Origin of the sequence: Pseudomonas sp. CFBP 13711, assembly GCF_014842265.1 — a bacterium.
GTDB lineage: Bacteria > Pseudomonadota > Gammaproteobacteria > Pseudomonadales > Pseudomonadaceae > Aquipseudomonas.
Map to the genome: position 1 here is coordinate 1 of NZ_JACYVI010000026.1, position 16,864 is coordinate 16,864.

Annotated in this window: 14 protein-coding genes and 7 pseudogenes; 13 read left to right on the plus strand and 8 right to left on the minus strand. The window is 52.5% G+C overall.

All coding sequences use genetic code 11. The annotated features are described in order from the left end of the window. The first annotated feature begins 430 nt into the window (after positions 1–430). Positions 431–688: a hypothetical protein gene (locus tag IFT47_RS26975; RefSeq protein ID WP_192175155.1), complete on the plus strand. Its 258-nt coding sequence runs from the start codon at positions 431–433 to the stop codon at positions 686–688. Between the two features lie 471 nt (positions 689–1,159). Here the strand turns inward: IFT47_RS26975 and IFT47_RS26980 are convergent. Continuing rightward, positions 1,160–2,013 (minus strand): IS5 family transposase gene (locus IFT47_RS26980; RefSeq protein ID WP_192176552.1). Its coding sequence is split into 2 segments (ribosomal slippage): positions 1,160–1,665 and positions 1,665–2,013, totalling 855 coding nucleotides; the frame shifts between segments, so codons are not numbered across the junction. 133 nt (positions 2,014–2,146) lie between these two features. Here IFT47_RS26980 and IFT47_RS26985 point away from each other — a divergent pair. Beyond that, a pseudogene (locus IFT47_RS26985) lies at positions 2,147–2,272 on the plus strand (IS5/IS1182 family transposase); the annotation flags it as partial. Here the strand turns inward: IFT47_RS26985 and IFT47_RS26990 are convergent. Both IFT47_RS26990 and IFT47_RS28430 read right to left on the minus strand, forming a co-directional pair. After that, a pseudogene (locus tag IFT47_RS26990) lies at positions 2,272–2,497 on the minus strand (transposase); the annotation flags it as partial. The pseudogenes IFT47_RS26985 and IFT47_RS26990 sit on opposite strands and share 1 nt — an antisense overlap. Positions 2,498–2,661: 164 nt before the next feature. Beyond that, entirely contained in the window at positions 2,662–2,784 is a 123-nt protein-coding gene (locus IFT47_RS28430; protein ID WP_192175153.1) for a diguanylate cyclase domain-containing protein, read from the minus strand. 1,427 nt (positions 2,785–4,211) lie between these two features. Between IFT47_RS28430 and IFT47_RS27000 the strand changes: the two genes are divergently transcribed. The 6 genes and pseudogenes from IFT47_RS27000 (at position 4,212) to tnpA (ending at position 7,817) form a co-directional block, all read left to right on the plus strand. Beyond that, the gene (locus IFT47_RS27000) at positions 4,212–4,520 is read left to right on the plus strand and encodes a hypothetical protein (RefSeq protein ID WP_192175152.1); all 309 of its coding nucleotides are present in this window, start codon (positions 4,212–4,214) and stop codon (positions 4,518–4,520) included. After that, the gene (locus IFT47_RS27005) at positions 4,514–4,654 is read left to right on the plus strand and encodes a hypothetical protein (protein WP_192175151.1); all 141 of its coding nucleotides are present in this window, start codon (positions 4,514–4,516) and stop codon (positions 4,652–4,654) included. Before IFT47_RS27000 ends, IFT47_RS27005 begins: the two co-directional genes overlap by 7 nt. A gap of 398 nt (positions 4,655–5,052) precedes the next feature. Further along, positions 5,053–5,307: pseudogene (locus IFT47_RS27810) on the plus strand (single-stranded DNA-binding protein); the annotation flags it as partial. 270 nt (positions 5,308–5,577) lie between these two features. Next, positions 5,578–6,243, plus strand: coding sequence for an OmpW/AlkL family protein (locus IFT47_RS27010; protein WP_192175150.1), 666 nt, complete (start codon positions 5,578–5,580; stop codon positions 6,241–6,243). 208 nt (positions 6,244–6,451) lie between these two features. Continuing rightward, positions 6,452–7,453, plus strand: a complete 1,002-nt coding sequence (locus IFT47_RS27015; protein ID WP_192175149.1) for a GGDEF domain-containing protein — start codon at positions 6,452–6,454, stop codon at positions 7,451–7,453. 112 nt (positions 7,454–7,565) lie between these two features. Next, positions 7,566–7,817, plus strand: a complete 252-nt coding sequence (gene tnpA, locus IFT47_RS27020; RefSeq protein ID WP_192175148.1) for an IS66-like element accessory protein TnpA — start codon at positions 7,566–7,568, stop codon at positions 7,815–7,817. A 41-nt stretch (positions 7,818–7,858) separates the two neighbouring features. On the opposite strand, the pseudogene tnpC reads toward tnpA, so the two are convergent. Further along, positions 7,859–9,163, minus strand: a pseudogene (tnpC, locus tag IFT47_RS27025) (IS66 family transposase); the annotation flags it as partial. 16 nt (positions 9,164–9,179) lie between these two features. Further along, positions 9,180–9,674, minus strand: a pseudogene (locus IFT47_RS27030) (IS5 family transposase); the annotation flags it as partial. 543 nt (positions 9,675–10,217) lie between these two features. Between IFT47_RS27030 and IFT47_RS27035 the strand changes: the two are divergent. Continuing rightward, positions 10,218–11,688: pseudogene (locus IFT47_RS27035) on the plus strand (histidine kinase famiy protein). A 473-nt stretch (positions 11,689–12,161) separates the two neighbouring features. Here IFT47_RS27035 and IFT47_RS28435 read toward each other — a convergent pair. From IFT47_RS28435 to IFT47_RS27045, 3 genes are all read right to left on the minus strand, one after another. Next, positions 12,162–12,263, minus strand: a complete 102-nt coding sequence (locus IFT47_RS28435) for a DUF6555 family protein (protein WP_407073275.1) — start codon at positions 12,261–12,263, stop codon at positions 12,162–12,164. Continuing rightward, positions 12,217–12,387: a DUF6555 family protein gene (locus IFT47_RS27040; protein ID WP_407073276.1), complete on the minus strand. Its 171-nt coding sequence runs from the start codon at positions 12,385–12,387 to the stop codon at positions 12,217–12,219. Before IFT47_RS27040 ends, IFT47_RS28435 begins: the two co-directional genes overlap by 47 nt. 426 nt (positions 12,388–12,813) lie before the next feature. Then, positions 12,814–13,314, minus strand: a complete 501-nt coding sequence (locus tag IFT47_RS27045) for a GNAT family N-acetyltransferase (protein WP_192175162.1) — start codon at positions 13,312–13,314, stop codon at positions 12,814–12,816. Between the two features lie 424 nt (positions 13,315–13,738). On the opposite strand from IFT47_RS27045, the gene IFT47_RS27050 reads away from it, so the two are divergent. From IFT47_RS27050 to IFT47_RS28450, 4 genes and pseudogenes are all read left to right on the plus strand, one after another. Beyond that, positions 13,739–15,304, plus strand: coding sequence for a methyl-accepting chemotaxis protein (locus tag IFT47_RS27050; RefSeq protein ID WP_192175163.1), 1,566 nt, complete (start codon positions 13,739–13,741; stop codon positions 15,302–15,304). Between the two features lie 146 nt (positions 15,305–15,450). After that, positions 15,451–15,873, plus strand: a complete 423-nt coding sequence (locus tag IFT47_RS28440; protein ID WP_244656099.1) for a PAS domain-containing protein — start codon at positions 15,451–15,453, stop codon at positions 15,871–15,873. Positions 15,874–16,072: 199 nt separating this feature from the next. Further along, positions 16,073–16,168: pseudogene (locus tag IFT47_RS28445) on the plus strand (PAS domain-containing protein); the annotation flags it as partial. A 24-nt stretch (positions 16,169–16,192) separates the two neighbouring features. Further along, positions 16,193–16,831, plus strand: a complete 639-nt coding sequence (locus IFT47_RS28450; protein WP_407073278.1) for a methyl-accepting chemotaxis protein — start codon at positions 16,193–16,195, stop codon at positions 16,829–16,831. Positions 16,832–16,864 lie beyond the last annotated feature (33 nt).

Here is a 16,864-nt window from a genome sequence, read left to right on the forward strand (position 1 = left end):
TCAGATGAAATTTCATAACCGCCTGTCATGACGGCTCTCCTGGCAACCAGAGGGCATCATTCTAGCGAAAGCGACTTTTCAGGACAAACCCTAGGACCTGGGTTAGCCCATTCCGTCGCAGTCGATCCATCAACGCCTGCGATAAGCCCCATCACCACCTACAGAAAGAATTATTGAATCGGGCGCCACGCCGTCGACCAGGACCTGATCGATCATTGATGCACGACTTTCCCACAGCACAGGATCGTCGACAGGATAAGCACGCATCGTATGCAGCAAAAACTCATCGGACTGCCTTACGTGACGACTAACGGTTACCGTCTAGCGTGAATAATCAAAGTTCCTACGGAGCCTGCCGATGGAAATCATTGACGGTCATTAGTCGCGCGATGCGCCATGCCGCACTCCCCTAGCCCAAAAGGAATTCGCAGTGCAAAAAGATTCATTCCGTTTAATGGCCGACGATCTCATTAAGGCACTCCAAGGTATCCAGGAACTGGCTGCGCAGGGTGCATATACGCCGGAAATAATTGAAGCCCTTAAAGAGCTTGAGGTGTCCGCCGTGTACCTGAGAAAGCAACTGAGCGAGCTTCACCGGCTAGCCCTGATACAGCATAGAAAGCGCAATTTTAGACCAGTTCTTTTTTTAGTTTCGGATATCTCTCATCATAGCGCATCTGACCTGTAAAATATAGTCAGCGCTGTATATATATATTTACTCGTGGTGGAGGCAGCTATTTGGCTTGATTAACGCGCTGCCGCCAGATTTTTTGCATCCTTGACAGCACTTAGACGCAGGTAGAAAAGTGCGATAAGTGGGGTGAACTTTCATCTGCCCGTATTTGCCCGTATTTGCCCGTATTTGCCTGTATTTGTCTGGGTTGATGGTATAATGATCTCGGTAACAAGCATGTGCGATCCTGCTGCTGAAGGTCAGTGCTAAATGATAGAAACAACTGCTATGGTGAATTGAGGCGTACCTTAAAAACCCGGATACGAGTGGATAGGTCGTACTGATGGGTATTTCGCAAAATGCTATCAGCTAAAATTTCTTTGAATATTTCGATATCGTGGCAATCAGAATCTACTGTAAGGGGTTATAACTAATTCACTCATGTACTAATATAGTTAATTGGTCTGCAGGGGTCGCTCAATAATTCTAGGGTTTGTCTGAAAAGTCAGCCCGCAAGCATCTTTCGATGCGGGCCAGTGTGACCATGGCTTTAAAGCTGCTGGCCAGTTTGTCGTAACGCGTACAGATCCGACGGTTTTCCTTAAGCCAGCTGAACACCCGTTCAATAACGTTGCGTTTTTTGTACTGAGGCCTGTCAAACAGCCCAGGCAGGCCGGGTCGAGGCTTGCGATGCATCTTGCGCAGCGGAATCACCGGCTGCATGCCGTAGCGGTCGCAGTACTGACGTATAACCTGGCTGTCATAACCCTTGTCGGCAAGCACATAACGGCAACGCGTGCGCGGGCGACCCCTGCTGCCAGGAAGGCTGATCTGATCCAGCAACGGCATGAAGTAGCGCGAGTCAGCCTGCTCGCCGGGCGACAGCATAATGGCCAGCGGGAAGCCATGACTGTCGCAGGCGAGGTGTATTTTGGTGGTCAGTCCGCCCCTGCTTCGGCCGAGACAGTGGTGTTGCGGTTCCCGCGGGCCCTTTTTTTTCCAGCACCGCTGGCAGCCCGGGTCGCCCGGATTGATGTGGAATCGACCATCCAGGTATCCAGATCGATGAACCCGTCTTCTCGCAAACGAAGATGAAGGTGGCGCAGAACCTGCACGAACGTACCGTTGTCATGCCATTGCCTGAAGCGCTGGTAAACGGTCTTCCAAGGGCCAAAACGTTCTGGAAGATCCCGCCATTTGGCGCCAGAGCACAAAATCCAGAAGATTCCATCAAGCATCTGACGATCATCGCGCCTTGGCCGCCCCATGGGTTGGGGAGGGGAAACAATGGCTTCAATGATCACCCAATGCTCAGATGAAATTTCATAACGGCCTGTCATGACGGCTCTCCTGGCAACCAGAGGGCATCATTCTAGCGAAAGCGACTTTTCAGACAAACCCTAGGGAATCTCCGAACAAGTCCCGGGTATGCGAAAATCGCCTGAACACCTGATCCGAGCCTCCCATGAGCAGATGAGCCTTTCCGACTTCGAGTACGCCGGCAAGCGCAAGCAAACCCGCCGCGAACGCTTCCTTGCCGAGATGGATCAGGTCGTGCCCTGGGCAGGTCTGCTCGGCCTGATCGAGCCGTTCTACCCCATGGCCGGGTCGCTCAGGGAGAACCAGTTTTGCAGCAGATGAATGCGCAGCATGGTTTCCAGAGGATAATGTTCTGCCACCGCCGGCCTTCGGATAGAACGGCTCGATCAGGCCCAGCAGGCCTGTCCAGGGCACGACCTGATCCATCTCGGCGAGGAAGCATTCGCGGCGTGTCTGCTTGCGATGGCCGGCATATTCGAAATCGGAAAAGCTCATCTGGCTCATGGGCGGCTCGGATCAGGTGGTCAGGCGTATTTCATCACATTTGGGCACTTGTTCGGAGATTCCCTAAAGAGCTGATGATGCGTCCAGCGATCTGAGAAGTAAATGCTTCCCATGATTCTTGCAGAACCACTATGGATTCATCTCCACCTATGCGAGCGGCGGAATCAGTAATCATGAGATTGCTTTTCAATACGTTTGAAAAAGAGAGTTATCGCTTCGTCACCCGTAGCATGGCCGCAGCGGTCATTGATGCCTTTGAAACCATTCAAGTACAGATAAAGTACCACGACTCAATGAGAACTTTGGAATTGATGATTTAATAGTGCATTGAGAATAGGAAAAACCCCAGAACGATTTAGTAGACTGATCAGCAAGTCATTCTTAGCTTAATGAGGCACTTTGCGCCTCAGCTGCATATGCGTTAATTAGATTAGCGCTAAGGTGAAAGAGCAGTACGCATAATCCGTTCAAGTATGGGGGAGCCTGAAGTATAAAGTTCTCAGCGTAGGCTCAGGTTGGAACAGGGTCGAAAGTTTTAAAGGTATATCAGTCAATGAAATTTGTGTGAACGCGTAACGAGGGATGCCTTGGTTTCTCATAGCAATCGCACCGTCCCTGCTTACGGTAGAGGTACACGCTAACACCTGAAGTACGGGGTCACCGCGATGATGTACACCGCTGTACCAGATCCGATCTCGTCAGCCCACATCAACCCCAGCATCAGCGATAGGTCAGTAGCATATTTAAGCGGAGGTTTGATAGCGCTATTGCAGCGATGAAGCAGTGACCGGCGTAGAGTTCAGATCAGGACATCGGTGCATAGCCAAAGCAGGAAGATCAACGACGGGTGAAGATACAACACCACGCAACAGATTGGCAAAGTGTTGCAATCAGCTGCGATCAGTGTCGTTTTCGATGAGAGGCGATAAACTCATGCACCAGGCGTTGCTTCTGGATCGAAGCTATCCTTAAGCTGGTATATATGCCAAGCGAACATTTCCAAAGCGATCCATTGAAGAGGTGACTTGGAGAATACTGGACTGCCCAAGTGCTTCAGCGCATCTTCGCGGCTGCACACGAAATTTAAAGGTTTAGGCAGGTATTTTTTCGCCAGCAAGTTGCAAATATGCGGTCCGGCGCAAGAAACGGGACAGTTGTAAGGCTCTCGTAAGGTCGTTATCTCCGTGCTCGCGCTGATTTGCCTGCCCGCGTTCGTGACGTTGTCGAAAAGCGAGCTCACCTGGACTTTCTATGTCGCCGGCGCATTGATGTGGTTGTTTTTGTTGTCTATGTGGGTTTTGTCTCCCCCGCCTTGGTTTGGTGTTCATCTTCAATGTGATCAGGGGGGTTGATAGCCTTAAAGTAGATCATGGGGCACCTAACAACCAATTACTGGAACTAAATGAGGGCTGCCGACCTTTGGGTCAACTATGAGGTAGGTGCGGTTTACACTGACAAGCTCGGCGAGCTGGCCACGCAGGTGCGCTGTCTAGGCGTCTGGCTGGTGTGCGCTGGCCAGGAAGCTCAGCGCTAGTCCGCGGCCGGTGACAAGATCTGGACCCTGATTGCGAATATAGGCACGCGGATCAACGGCAAGATTATGGACCCCCTGGAGATTCTGCAGCTGATGCCGGATAAGGGGGTCGTGTCTGGGGTCAGAGGTACGGTGCGCCAAGCAGGCGTACTGGGGAGCACTTGGCAGGAGTCAAATTCCTTGAACCTGCGCGAGCACAACAAAGTCAATGTGGAGGAGGTGCAAAGACTGATGGCAGGCGAAAATATCACTCTGTTCAAGGGCGAGGTGATTCGGGGCAGCTCGCTGTTCATCCACGATGTCGACGAACTTTCCGAAGAAAACATCTGCATTAACTGCTTCCGCGAGGTCGCTCCGCGGTCCATGAACGGGCTGCTGGCTACAGCGCCGGAGAAAGTCCGCCGCAGTTACTCACGCGCAGGATCCAGCAGATTCTTCTCGACATCGACGCTAAGCCAGCTGGGACCGATTCGCGGAACCTGGTGCTGATCGACCCGGCTCTGGACGAGCTGGAGGAAGAATGGAAGCCGTTGCCGTTCGCTTTCAGGCGTCTTGATGCACATACAGCGGGCAACACATTATCGGCGATCAAGCCTGAAGAGAGCAAACGTACTTCACAGTAATGACAGTAACGCAGACAGACGATGAACAATGTTGGACCCCTTATGCGCTGCGTCGGTGAATTGCCTTCATCCACGCGGCGCCCGCAACGTCTTAAGCTGAGTTCCTGCCAGTCACCAAGGGCATTGCGATCTGCAGTACGAATTATGCTGGCACCCCCACATCGCTCGTTTTACGAGCTATCGGGAAACAACGGGCGCGCGCTGGCGGATACTCTGCGGAATTCACGAATAAGGCCGCTTGCTGCTTCGTGCCGGCACCCCACCAGAACCATCGGAGCTTTTTCCGGCCCCCATGATCTCCCGACAGGCGCAGCCCTGATCTAACACAAAGCACCATCGTTCACGCCGCCTGGTTCCAGCCGGCGCGAATACTCTCATCTCTGAAATGGAGCGACCTCATGGCACGTGGAGTAAGCTGGGTCATCCTCGTGGACGAGTGGCCAGGATCCGAACGCCCGTTACATGCGCAACGGCAGCGTGGTTACCAATCTGTCGCTAGTCACTATTGAGTAGTGTACCGAAAAACAGATGAGGCAGAAGGTCGAGAAAACCGAGCTGCACCGGATGCGATGTTCGGCAATGTGGTGGGAATCGCCGGAGAGTATCTGCGCAAGTTCGTGCTTCAAGAAAAGCTGCATACGCGCGAATGGAAATATGAATGAGCTAACAGCCAAGGCAGCCTGAAGTTTAGGCTGATGCTCGGTAATTATTCGATGAGCGGTAACCCAGACTCAGGTGGCTGAAAATGTGGTTGTAAAACGATGGAGAGTCGGAAGGATGTGATTGGACCAGTCACAAGATAGGTGACGAGGTGAAGTCGATAGTGGGTCGTGGGATGTAGCATTTGTGATATCAATGAGCTATTATTATGAGACTGAGAATTGACGTCAATAAACTGCCTGTCCATGCGAGGGAACGCTATCATGTATCGTCTATTGTCGCGGTTCACTTGGGTCATCGTGCTTGTTGCGGGGCTGTCAGTAGTTGAGGTTGCGGAATCCGCAGTAACGGTTTCACAAGAGGAGCCAGAAGTCTTGCCCTATCGATGGCTTGTTCGAGTGATGGTATTGGAAGTGATTCCCGTGCGTCTGACATCAGAAATTTCCACCATTGGTGGGAGGGTAGAGACGCCAAGAAAGCATATGCCGGGCGTGGATCTTAGCTATTTTTTTACGGAGCATTGGGCGCTTGAGTTTGAGGGTGGACCGTTTGAGCGAAACTACCGTATCAAAGGGTCGGAAATGGGGGATTTCGCAATCGGCAAGATATCTACTAACGCATTCTCACTGACGCTGCAGTATCACCTGTACCCTAGGGCGCAGTTTAGTCCTTATCTTGGGGTAGGAATCAATCGCGCCTGGACCCGCGAGGTTCAAAGCGCGCCTGGCATTCCCGAGTTTGAGGTAAAGCCGATCTCTAGTGGAATTTTGGATATCGGACTCGATTACCATTTGAATCGTTGCTGGATGCTCAGCACCAGCCTGCATTACCTGATCAGTCCGGAGTACAGCTTTGAGGGTCAAGGATTTAACAGCGTGGTTTCCATGAATACACTTGTAGTAGGCGCAGGGCTGGGATTCCGATTCTGACTTGACGAGTTAGGTACCCCAGCTGCCATTGGGATCGGGTTCAATTTACTGAGATGAGCTAATGCTTGACCTCCATACACTGTATTTCAGCAGCTCTATCAGCCGCATAGCAATTTTATCGATATTTGGAGTGCTGTTGTTCAGTAAGCCGCGAGCTACATACCTTAGGTACTGGATCGTAGCTTTGCTGAGTTCAGGTGTCGGAAGTATGCTGAGCATATCTCAAGCCGAGCTATCAGCATTACCGCCGCTAATATTGATGCTATTCATGGCCAGTCTTGTCTTTTCCTGGATTGGTTTGAGGGCGTTCTATGGCCGCTCAGTAAATTTTCTAACGTTACTGTTCCTAATCGTACTTCCCTCAGCGCTTTGTATCCTTGCTAAGCAAATAGGTCTCCCCACGAGAGCGATAATACCTCTCATGCACTTGAGCGCGGCTTTTCTAGCGGCGCTTGTGGTGTACGAGATAATCAACTTTCCTGATCGCCGACTGTATTCCCAATACATTGTGGGACTTGCTTTCGCGGGTTACGTACTGATATTGGTGCTTTCAGCGAGCCTGATAATTGTGGCCGGGGTAGGGGTGAATGCGCACACTGCTGCGGCCATGTCTCTAGCGTTCGACCAAGTAGGGAGCGTACTCGTTTACTTCGGTTATATCGCGATGATCGGCGAGCGATCGTCACTGGATTTGCAGCATCAAGCAGAAACTGATTCTTTAACAGGGCTCGGCAATCGTAGGGCAGGCCACCGGATATTAAGCAGACTCCATACACGTGCCAGTACTGGGGGTGTTAAGTGCTATAGCGTCTTGATTGCAGACGTTGATCATTTCAAACGGATCAATGACGCCCTAGGGCATGAAGCAGGGGACACGGTATTAACTTCGATTGCTGGGCGCTTGGCGAGTACGGTACGCAAGCATGACAGCGCCATCCGATGGGGAGGAGAAGAGTTTCTGATCGTTTTACCTGAAGCCGTTGGCGACGAGGCGGAGGGACTAGCCGAGCGACTTAGGAAGCGGGTTGCGGAGGAGCCTTTCAGCATAGGTGACCAACAGCTAGTCGTAACGCTCAGTATAGGTATAGCTCCTTATCGGACAGGTGACGTGACGTTTGAAAGTACTCTACAGAGAGCTGACCATGCGCTTTACCGCTCCAAGCAGGGAGGCCGTAACCGCAGCACATATTCGCCGATAGAACCAGTTTGACGTCGTTTAAGAGTAACCGTCCGGCGAAGTCACTTACCGAACTCCAGCATTAAGGGCGATGTTGTCCGCGTATTTTTAAGCGGACGCGATCGCCCTTATCGCAAGGATTTCCATGCGCCAACGAAGCTCTTATCCGAAACCATTCAAAGCCCAGGTCGTCCAGGAATGTCTGCAACCCGGAGCGCCAATTTCCAGCGTAGCCATCCATCACGGCATCAACGCCAACGTGATCCGCAAGTGGCTACCAACTTACCGGGATCAATCGCCTGCAACCTTGCCGGCTTTCGTTCCGGTAAAAACGGTACCAAGGCGAGCATCAGAAGAGATGGTGATCATCTCGCTGCCTCTGGGTGATAAATCGTAAGCGCTCCATAAACCCCACCGGTCTTAATATGGCTGGCGCGCTCAGCTAGGCGATACGGGGGAGCAGTTCCACGGCAGCAAGGCTTCGTAATCTTCAACCGATGTCGCCGTTGGCAGGCCTTCCAGTGCGTGGCGCAGCCACGCATAGGGCTCTTGGCCGTTGGCTTTGGCAGTTTCGACCAGGCTGTAAAGTTGTGCACTGGCCTTCGCGCCCTTGGGCGTGTCGCTAAACAGCCAGTTTTTTCTCCCGATCACGAAGGGGCGGATCGCGCGTTCAGCGGCATTGTTGTCTATTGGCAGGTAGCCTTCCTCGACATATCGCTCCAGCTTGCTCCTGTTACTGGCGAGGTAACTGATGGCTTTGCCCAAGGCGTTCTGAGCCGTGACCTGTGGCAGCGTCTTTTCGATCCAACTTTTCAACTGAGCCAGTATTGGCAGGCTTTGTTCGTGACGACCGATCTTACGTTCAGCGTCGCCGCAAGCCTTTAGGTCGCGTTCGATGCCGTAAAGCTTGTTGATCAGATTCAGCGCGATATCCGCGCGCCCCGTTTTACCTTTGGGCTGCACTTTCTGTGCTTCAACGAACTTGCGACGCGCATGGGCCCAGCACCCTAAACGCTCTACTCCAGCTTGGGCGCCCAGTGCATTGTAACCGGCATAATCATCAGTCATGACGTAGCCACGATAGCCATCGAGCAGGCGTGTAGGCACTTCCTGCGCTCGGCTGGTGGAGTAGTCAAAAAGGATTACTGGTCTGTCCGGCGGGCCGCCGGTTTGCACCCACATCCACGACTGGCTACTTGGCTGGCGGTCAGGTTCTTTTAGCACCTGCACCCGCGTTTCATCGCAGTGGATGACGCGACTGGACAGCAGGCTGTCGCGCATTAAATTCAGCAGCGGCTGGAAGTGCTCGCCGCACTGGATAACCCAGCGTGCCAAGGTCTGGCGAGGGATATCGATACCGTGGCGGCTCAGTACTTTTTCAAAGCGGTGAAGCGGCAAACCGTCTACATATTTGGTGGTCAGCAGCATCGCCAGAACGCTCGGACTGGCCATGCTTTTTTCAATCAGCTGAGCGGGTTTGTCCGCAGTGACCGGTGCGGTCTCACAGTCGCGGCAACCGTAGACTTTGCGGATGTGTTTGATCACGCGGATCTGCATCGGCACGATTTCAAGCTGCTCGCTGGTTTCTTCGCTGATGACATGCTTGCGGCAACCGCAGACACAGGTCAGTTCGTGCTCTGGCAGTTCGTGGATGACCTCGATACGCGGCAGATCAGCAGGTAGCGGCTTGCGTTTGCCACGGCGCTTGGCGGGTGCGACGACCTCTTCTTCCGTGTCTTCGTCGGCAACGTCGGCGATGCTTCTTGGTCTGATGCATCTCGGGATCCCGCTCGCCGTCTTTGTTCTTGGTCGAGCTTGGGGCATGAATAATGGTCGCGTCGACGATGGTTCCCTGGCGCAGCGACAGGCCTTTTTCCTGCAAATAACCGTTGATGACCGCGAGGATGGCAGGTGCCAATTGATGCTTCTCCAGCAAGTGCCGGAAGTTCATGATCGTGGTGTCTTCAGGGATCGGCGCGCTCAGTGTCAGATGCGCGAACTGACGCATGGGCGTGATTTCGTAGAGCGCTTCTTCCATGGCCGGATCGCTGAGGGAGAACCAGTTCTGCAGCAGGTGAATGCGCAGCATGGTTTCCAGTGGGTAAGGTTTTCGACCGCCACCGGCCTTGGGGTAGAACGGCTCGATCAGGCCGAGCAGACCTGCCCAGGGCACGACCTGATCCATCTCGGCAAGGAAGCGTTCGCGGCGGGTTTGCTTGCGCTTGCCGGCGTACTCGAAGTCGGAAAAGCTCATCTAGCTCATGGGAGGCTCGGATCAGGTGTTCAGGCGATTTTCGCATACCCGGGACTTGTTCGGAGATTCCCTAAGAATGAATTCGATTGAAAATGCGAGTTGACACCCATTTGGTCGGATATTTTCCTCGGCTAGCCCAAATTTCGGCTTCATCTACCTATGTGCCTAGCAAGGCTATCCACTTGAGTGATAAGGCGCTGTATACTCATACAGATATACGACGCTCCTTACTCAGACCAGGACCTCTGCTCGGATGCCAAACTCAAGCTTTCCGATTAACATTGATTCAATCAGACAGATGGAGAGCATTCCGCTGATTCTGAGGATGGTCAAGGCCACTACTGGCTTGCGATTCGCGGCGGTGGCAAGGGTCACGGAATCACGCTGGATCGCTTGCGCGGTGGATGATAATGTAGGCGTGGAACTAGACGTCGGCAGTGAGCGTGTGAGCGCGCAAACCTTGTGTGATCAGGTTCGCCAAATGCGTCGATCATTGGTTTATGGCGAGGGTTTTTACGAACTAACGCAATCTGACTACCCAGTCTGTGCGCCGAGCGATATTCCATCCGCTCAAAGCCACATAACCCCATTATCTTCGCGAACAATGCTTTCATTGACATGACTGGCTACCGCCGCGATGAGATTGTGGGGTCCAATTGTAGGTTTTTGCAGGGTCCGGAAACTGATCGAGAAGTGATGCGGCAGGTACGCCAGGCGATCGACTCACAGAGCGAGATCGCCGTCGAGTTGGTCAACTACAAAAAGGATGGCTCAAGCTTTTGGAACGCGTTGTTTATCTCCCCTGTGTACAACGATGCTGGCGAACTGATTTATTTTTTTGCCTCCCAGCTGGACGTAAGCCGCCGCCGTGATGCGGAAGATGGACTCAGGCAGGCACAAAAAATGGAAGCTCTGGGACAGCTTACAGGCGGCATCGCGCATGACTTCAACAACCTGCTGCAGGTGATGATCGGCTACCTGGACATGATCCAGCGCACGGCCGACAAACCTCAATACGACCCGCAACGAATATTACGCAGCGCTGGAAATGCCCGAGACGCGGCGGAGCGTGCGAAAACGTTGACTCAACAACTCCTCGCGTTCTCTCGCAAGCAAAAGCTTCAGGGAAGAGTGATCAATCTAAACGCCACCGTCACCTCTGCCCAGGAAATGGCTGTACGCACATTGGTGGACACCGACATCAGATTGGTACTCGAGCACGACTTGTGGAACTGCAGGGTAGACCCGACACAGACTGAAGTCGCTCTCCTTACCCGAAAATCGGCAGCTCACTATCGAAACCAAAAATGTAGCGATCCAGGATCTGGCTTCGACCTCATATGACGGTTTGATGCCCGGGCGTTACGTGAGCGTCGCGATTACCGACAACGGTTCCGGAATGCCAGCGGCCATCGTCAACCGTGTCATGGACCCGTTTTTTACCACCAAGGAGGAAGGCAAGGGTTCTGGCCTTGGCTTGTCCATGGTGTACGGATTCATGAAGCAATCCGGTGGCACTGCGAGGATCTATTCCGAAGAGGGAATCGGCACTACGATCCGCATGTACTTTCCGGCGGATGATAGTCAACTGCATGTGCTTACGGCTGCGGAGCAAATTCTGGAACGATCAGGCCATGAACGCATTTTGGTCGTGGAAGATCGTCCAGATGTAGCGGAGCTGGCCAGAATGGTATTGGAAGAATATGGCTATTCCTGCGCGCTCGCACTCAGCGGCAAGGAGGCGTTGACCGTTCTCAAAGACGACGGTCCATTTGACCTGCTGTTTACCGACTTGATCATGCCAGGCGGCATGAATGGAATCATGCTGGCCCGGGAAGCCAAGCGTCTTTACCCTGCGCTGAAAATTTTGCTTACAACCGGATTTTCGGAGAACTCGCTTGAGCGGACCGACACAGGTGGCACTGACTACGACGTCATATCCAAGCCCTATATTCCGACTGACCTTGCAAAGAAAATCAGACAAGTCATGGAGGGTCCCAACGGAGTCAGCTAATGGATAGAAAGCCAGGCAGTGCCGATACTCGCGATGATGGATTTTGCCCGCTCCCCCAAAACGTGGCGAGCAAGAAATGCGGTTAAATATAGCCTTGGTATGCACCGCGACAGCGACAAGGAAGCACTCGCCATTCTCAAGGAGAACAATTTGATTTGCTTTTTACCGACCTGATCAATTCCTGGTGGAATGAAAGGCGTGACGCTGGCCCGGGAAGCCAAGCGCTTTTACCCCACTCTAAAGGTGCCGCTGAAAACTGGTTATTCCAAAAACTCGCTAGAGCCTACGGATGCGGGGGGATTTTGATGTTATCCAAATCTTACGTGCCCATCGATCTGGCTAAGAAGGTGAGGCAAGTGCTGGAGGGGCCCAACGGGGTCAGATGACTATTCGTTCTTGTTCAGTGCAGCCGTCAAAGCCCGCCAGCTTACTCTAATGGTGCATTGATACACCATGCGAGACTGAGCTTACCACTAAGCGTGCGACCACTGCACCTGGACAATACCGTGCCGCTCGGCGAGTGGCTTGCTAACGATCTGGATCCTGTCTCGGCGATATTTCGGGGATCTGCGCAACCCCCGAATCCACTGCAGCCCAGTGCCAGGCCTCAGCATTGCTCATGGTTTCAGCGCTGACGTAAAAGCTCTTGTCGGCACCATTGTGCACGTAGTCGATTCGATAATGAGCGGAGTGTGGCATGGGCGGTTCCTTTCCCGGAATGTGACGAAGTTCCCTTATTCGGAAAATCCCCAGGTTCCTAAGTTCCGTCTCTTTGAATCACCTCACCCGCTCCGGCAATGGCGGCATAGTGTTTAGTCCACACTGAGGCCTAGAGGTGAGTGGCGAATCCCCGATCTGTGATCAACCAATCTTCAGGCCATGAAGCTCAATTGCTGCGGAGTCACTTTGATTGCTGACCGGGTGGGTCGACATTCGCGATGCTGTCGAAGAATACCGACTGGAGTTACGAACGGCTCGCTGCGAGCAATCCAGACGATGGACAAAGACGAATGGGTGCTGTTCGATCCGGCCAATTGCATCGAAAAATGATGGCGGCGGCCGAACCTGGTGAAGCAGGCCATGTGCGGGCCCGACAGAACATATTCGGCTCTTCGAAAGCAAAGCTCAGCGCTGGCAACGCAATACGTAAAATCGCGTATCTACCGCCATCAGCGGAAAGCTCGCTGGCAACGCATTCTTCTCAACAAGCTCGAATCCGTGCTTTTCATAAAATCGATGGGCCGCGAGAAAATTCGCCGTCGTCCCAAGATAGATCCGCTGCAGTCCTCGGCGCTGAGCAGCATCGAGCAAGCATTCCAACAACTGCCGTGCTACACCGTACTTACGGCCGCGCCAAGGCGCGGCAACAAACATCTTGCGCAATGCCGCCTCACTGTTGCCGATATTCTTTAGGCCGATCGAGCCAATCACTTCCCCCTCACACCTTGCCACCCAAAAATCCCCCGCGCCGGTCTGATAGAACGTCTGGATCGCCATCAGATCGGGTTGATCCTGCGCCGAGATGTTGATGCCAAACTCTTCCCTCTGAATAGGCACGATCATCTCGACGATGCTTTGCTCGTCACCTTGCGCATAACGATCAATACGTATGTCGGAGGCAATCACCGCACTTTCCTCTCATAAGTTCTGGACCTCTGCAGGGAGTACAACCTGCACCTCTGAAGTTTTTTTCGCCGTGCAAAACTGACAAAAACCTGCTCATTCATTGCCATAAGCCACTATCTAAAACTAGCCGTGCGGTTTAACAGAAATACCGTTATGAGCGGCCTGCACATGATGCAAGCCGAGTTTCATGATCTAAACCAATTCTTGGTCTGTTTAATCTCCTAGCGTTCCTTACCCAATCGCCAACCAAACGGTTAGCGCCGCATTGGGACTTTCGTTCCACTTTTGAATCGGTTGCGGCCCAGAAGTGCACTATCCGGCGCGCAGCGCATCCTTATGGCAATATTACTAAACTTTTCATCATAGCTGCCGATACCTATGCCTATGACTTGGGTCATAGGCATAGGAAATAGGAGCAACAAAGATGAGAAATAATCAACCGGTTACCCAACGCGAGATAACCTTGGGATCGCATCAAAAACTCATCTCCACCACGGACGCAAGAGGCGTCATTACGTACTGCAATGATGCCTTTGTCGAAATCAGCGGTTTCAACATGTCAGATCTGATAGGAGCGCCTCAAAATATTGTTCGACACCCTGATGTACCCTCCGCTATATTTGACCATATGTGGGGCGCTCTAAAGCAAGGCAAACCTTGGATGGGAATCGTCAAGAACCGATCCCGCAATGGCGACCATTATTGGGTCAATGCCTACGTCACCCCAATTTTCGAAGGCAGCCAAGTAATTGGTTATGAATCGGTTAGAGTCAAACCTACAACCGAGCAAATCCGCCGTGCCGAAGGCGTCTACAAGCGCATAAGCCTAGGAAAATCAGCCGTTTCCAGCAATGATAAATGGCAACCCGTCTTCATGGAATGGCTGCCGTTCCTGACGATGGGGCTGGTTGGCACCCTGGGGGGACTCTTATTCAGTACTACTATGGCGCTGATCTTAGCGGTAGGGGCATCGGTTACTATCGGATTGATTGTCTCACGCCGGCAAAACCAAAGGGCGCTGCAGCTACTAAAAATGGCTGACGACACAACCTATGACCAGTTGATCGCCAAAATGTATAGCGATGAGCGCGGCCCTCAAGCACGCCTTGAAACCGCGTTTGTGAGCCAGATATCGCGCCTCAAGACTTGCCTGACTCGGTTACAAGACACTGCAGAGCAACTCACGGGCCTGGCCGGAAGATCTGACAGCCTTGCCTCTGACAGTTCGCGCGGACTTGAACGCCAACGAGTCGAGACTGAGCAAGTGTCAACCGCCGTAAATCAGATGGCAGCGACCACACAAGAGGTCGCGAGCCACGTCCAACGAACCGCTGATGCTACCCAGGAAGCGAATGTATTGACAGGACGTGGACGTGATGTAGCCCGAGACGCCCGAGAAGCCATCCAGCGCCTCTCCGTCGTCGTGGGTGAGACGGGGCAGGCGGTCGCGCAATTAGCCAAAGACAGCAATGAAATCGGGACGGTTGTCGACTTCATCAAAGGCATTGCCGATCAAACCAACTTACTTGCTTTGAATGCAGCAATCGAAGCCGCACGTGCTGGAGACATGGGTCGAGGCTTCGCTGTAGTCGCGGATGAAGTGCGTCAGTTGGCACAGCGCACTACTGAGTCAACCACCCAGATCCATAGCCTGATATCTAAACTGCAAATCTCGTCCAACAATGCCGTGAAGACCATGGAAATAGGACATCGTCAGGCCGAAGAGGGAGTCGCCCGGGTGCTTGAGGTAGACAATGCATTGGTAGGTATCAGTGAAGCCGTAGCGCATATTACTGATATGACCACCCAGATTGCTGCGGCGACAGAAGAGCAAACCGCCGTTGCAGAGGAAATTAGCCGCAACATCACGACCATCGCGAATCTGGCAGATCAAACATCTGAACAAGCGAAGCATTCGGCAGAACTGAGTAGGGAATTGACTCAAACAGCTATGACCCAGTACTCACTAGTTGAGCGTTTTAACCGCTAGCCAATCACCCAGCTCAACAAAGACCCGTCCTACGTGGGATTTCCAACTACGTTTGTATCAGTTTGCTTTGGATCGGTTGCAATACTTTAAGGCTTGTAAACGGACAGCGAACACACTTGCGGCGATGATTAAAAAGAGGATACGTCATGTTTAATTCCAAGCTCAAAAAAGAACTCGAATCAAAATCTTTAGAGGTAACTGAATACAAAGGACTAATTGCCGCATTGGATCGTTCGATGGCTATTATTGAGTTTGGTCTCGATGGGAAGGTGATTCGCGCGAATGACAATTTCCTTTCAGTCATGGGTTACCGTGCGGATCAGATCAAAGAGATGTCACACCGAGATTTCTGCACACCGGTGCTCGTCCGTAGCCCGAAATATGAGAAGTTCTGGAGCCAGCTGCGCTCAGGTGAATTTGTATCGGGAACATTTCAGCGCGTCGACGCCAAGGGGCAGACGGTATGGCTTGAGGCCAGCTACAACCCAATCCTCGATCGGGAGGGAAAGGTCAGCAAGGGTCGTCAAATATGCTTTGAACGTAACTCAGAAGGTCATCAAAGAGGCTGAAGCTAGCAGCAAGCTTGCGGCGCTGGATCGTGCCATGGCGGTCATCGAATTTGATCTACACGGTAATATCCTTCATGCCAACAAGCATTTTTTGAGCACTATGGGCTACGTTTACAATGACCTCAGAGGTAAACAGCATCGGCTCTTCTGCGATGCTGAATGGGTTAACAATGATAAATACGCAGATTTTTGACTACGCTTGAACTCTGGTGAGTACTTCAGTGGCCAATTCAAGCGTATTGGCAAGAATGGAGGCATCGTCTGGCTGGAGGCGACTTACAATCCTGTCTATGACGCAGAAGGCAAGCTGACCAAGATCGTGAAATTTGCTAGTGATATCACGCAGCGGGTAGAGAAATTTGAAAAGGACTCCATCAGTGCCTCCCGTGCTTATCATATTTCTGCAGAAACTGAAAAAGTCGCTGAACAGGGAGCCGAAATTATCCAGCAGACTGCCAGAGAAATGCGCCTTATAGCAAATCATATTGAATCTTCTGCACGATGGGTCAGCCAGCTCGGAGATCGCTCAGAGCAAATCACTGCCATCGTCAACACGATACGGGGTATCGCGGATCAGACCAACCTACTGGCGCTCAACGCCGCGATCGAGGCAGCCCGAGCCGGCGACCAGGGCCGTGGTTTCGCGGTTGTGGCCGATGAGGTACGTCAGCTGGCTGGACGCACCAGTCGTTCCACGACAGAGATTGCTGAGATGATTAGCAAAATTTTGGCCGAGACCAGGGATGCCGTACTCAGTATGAATGCCACTCATGATGGCGCGCGACGTGGAGCGTCCCTTGCAGACCAAACAGGTATGGTGATTCTGCAAATCCGTACAGGCACCAGCGATGCTGTAGAGGCTGTCAGCATGTTCGCTTCGAAGTTGGATGAATCTGATGTGATCCCTAAGGAATCTCCGAACAAGCCCCGGGTATGCGAAAATCGCCTGAACACCTGATCCGTGCCTCCCATGAGCCAGATGAGCTTTTCC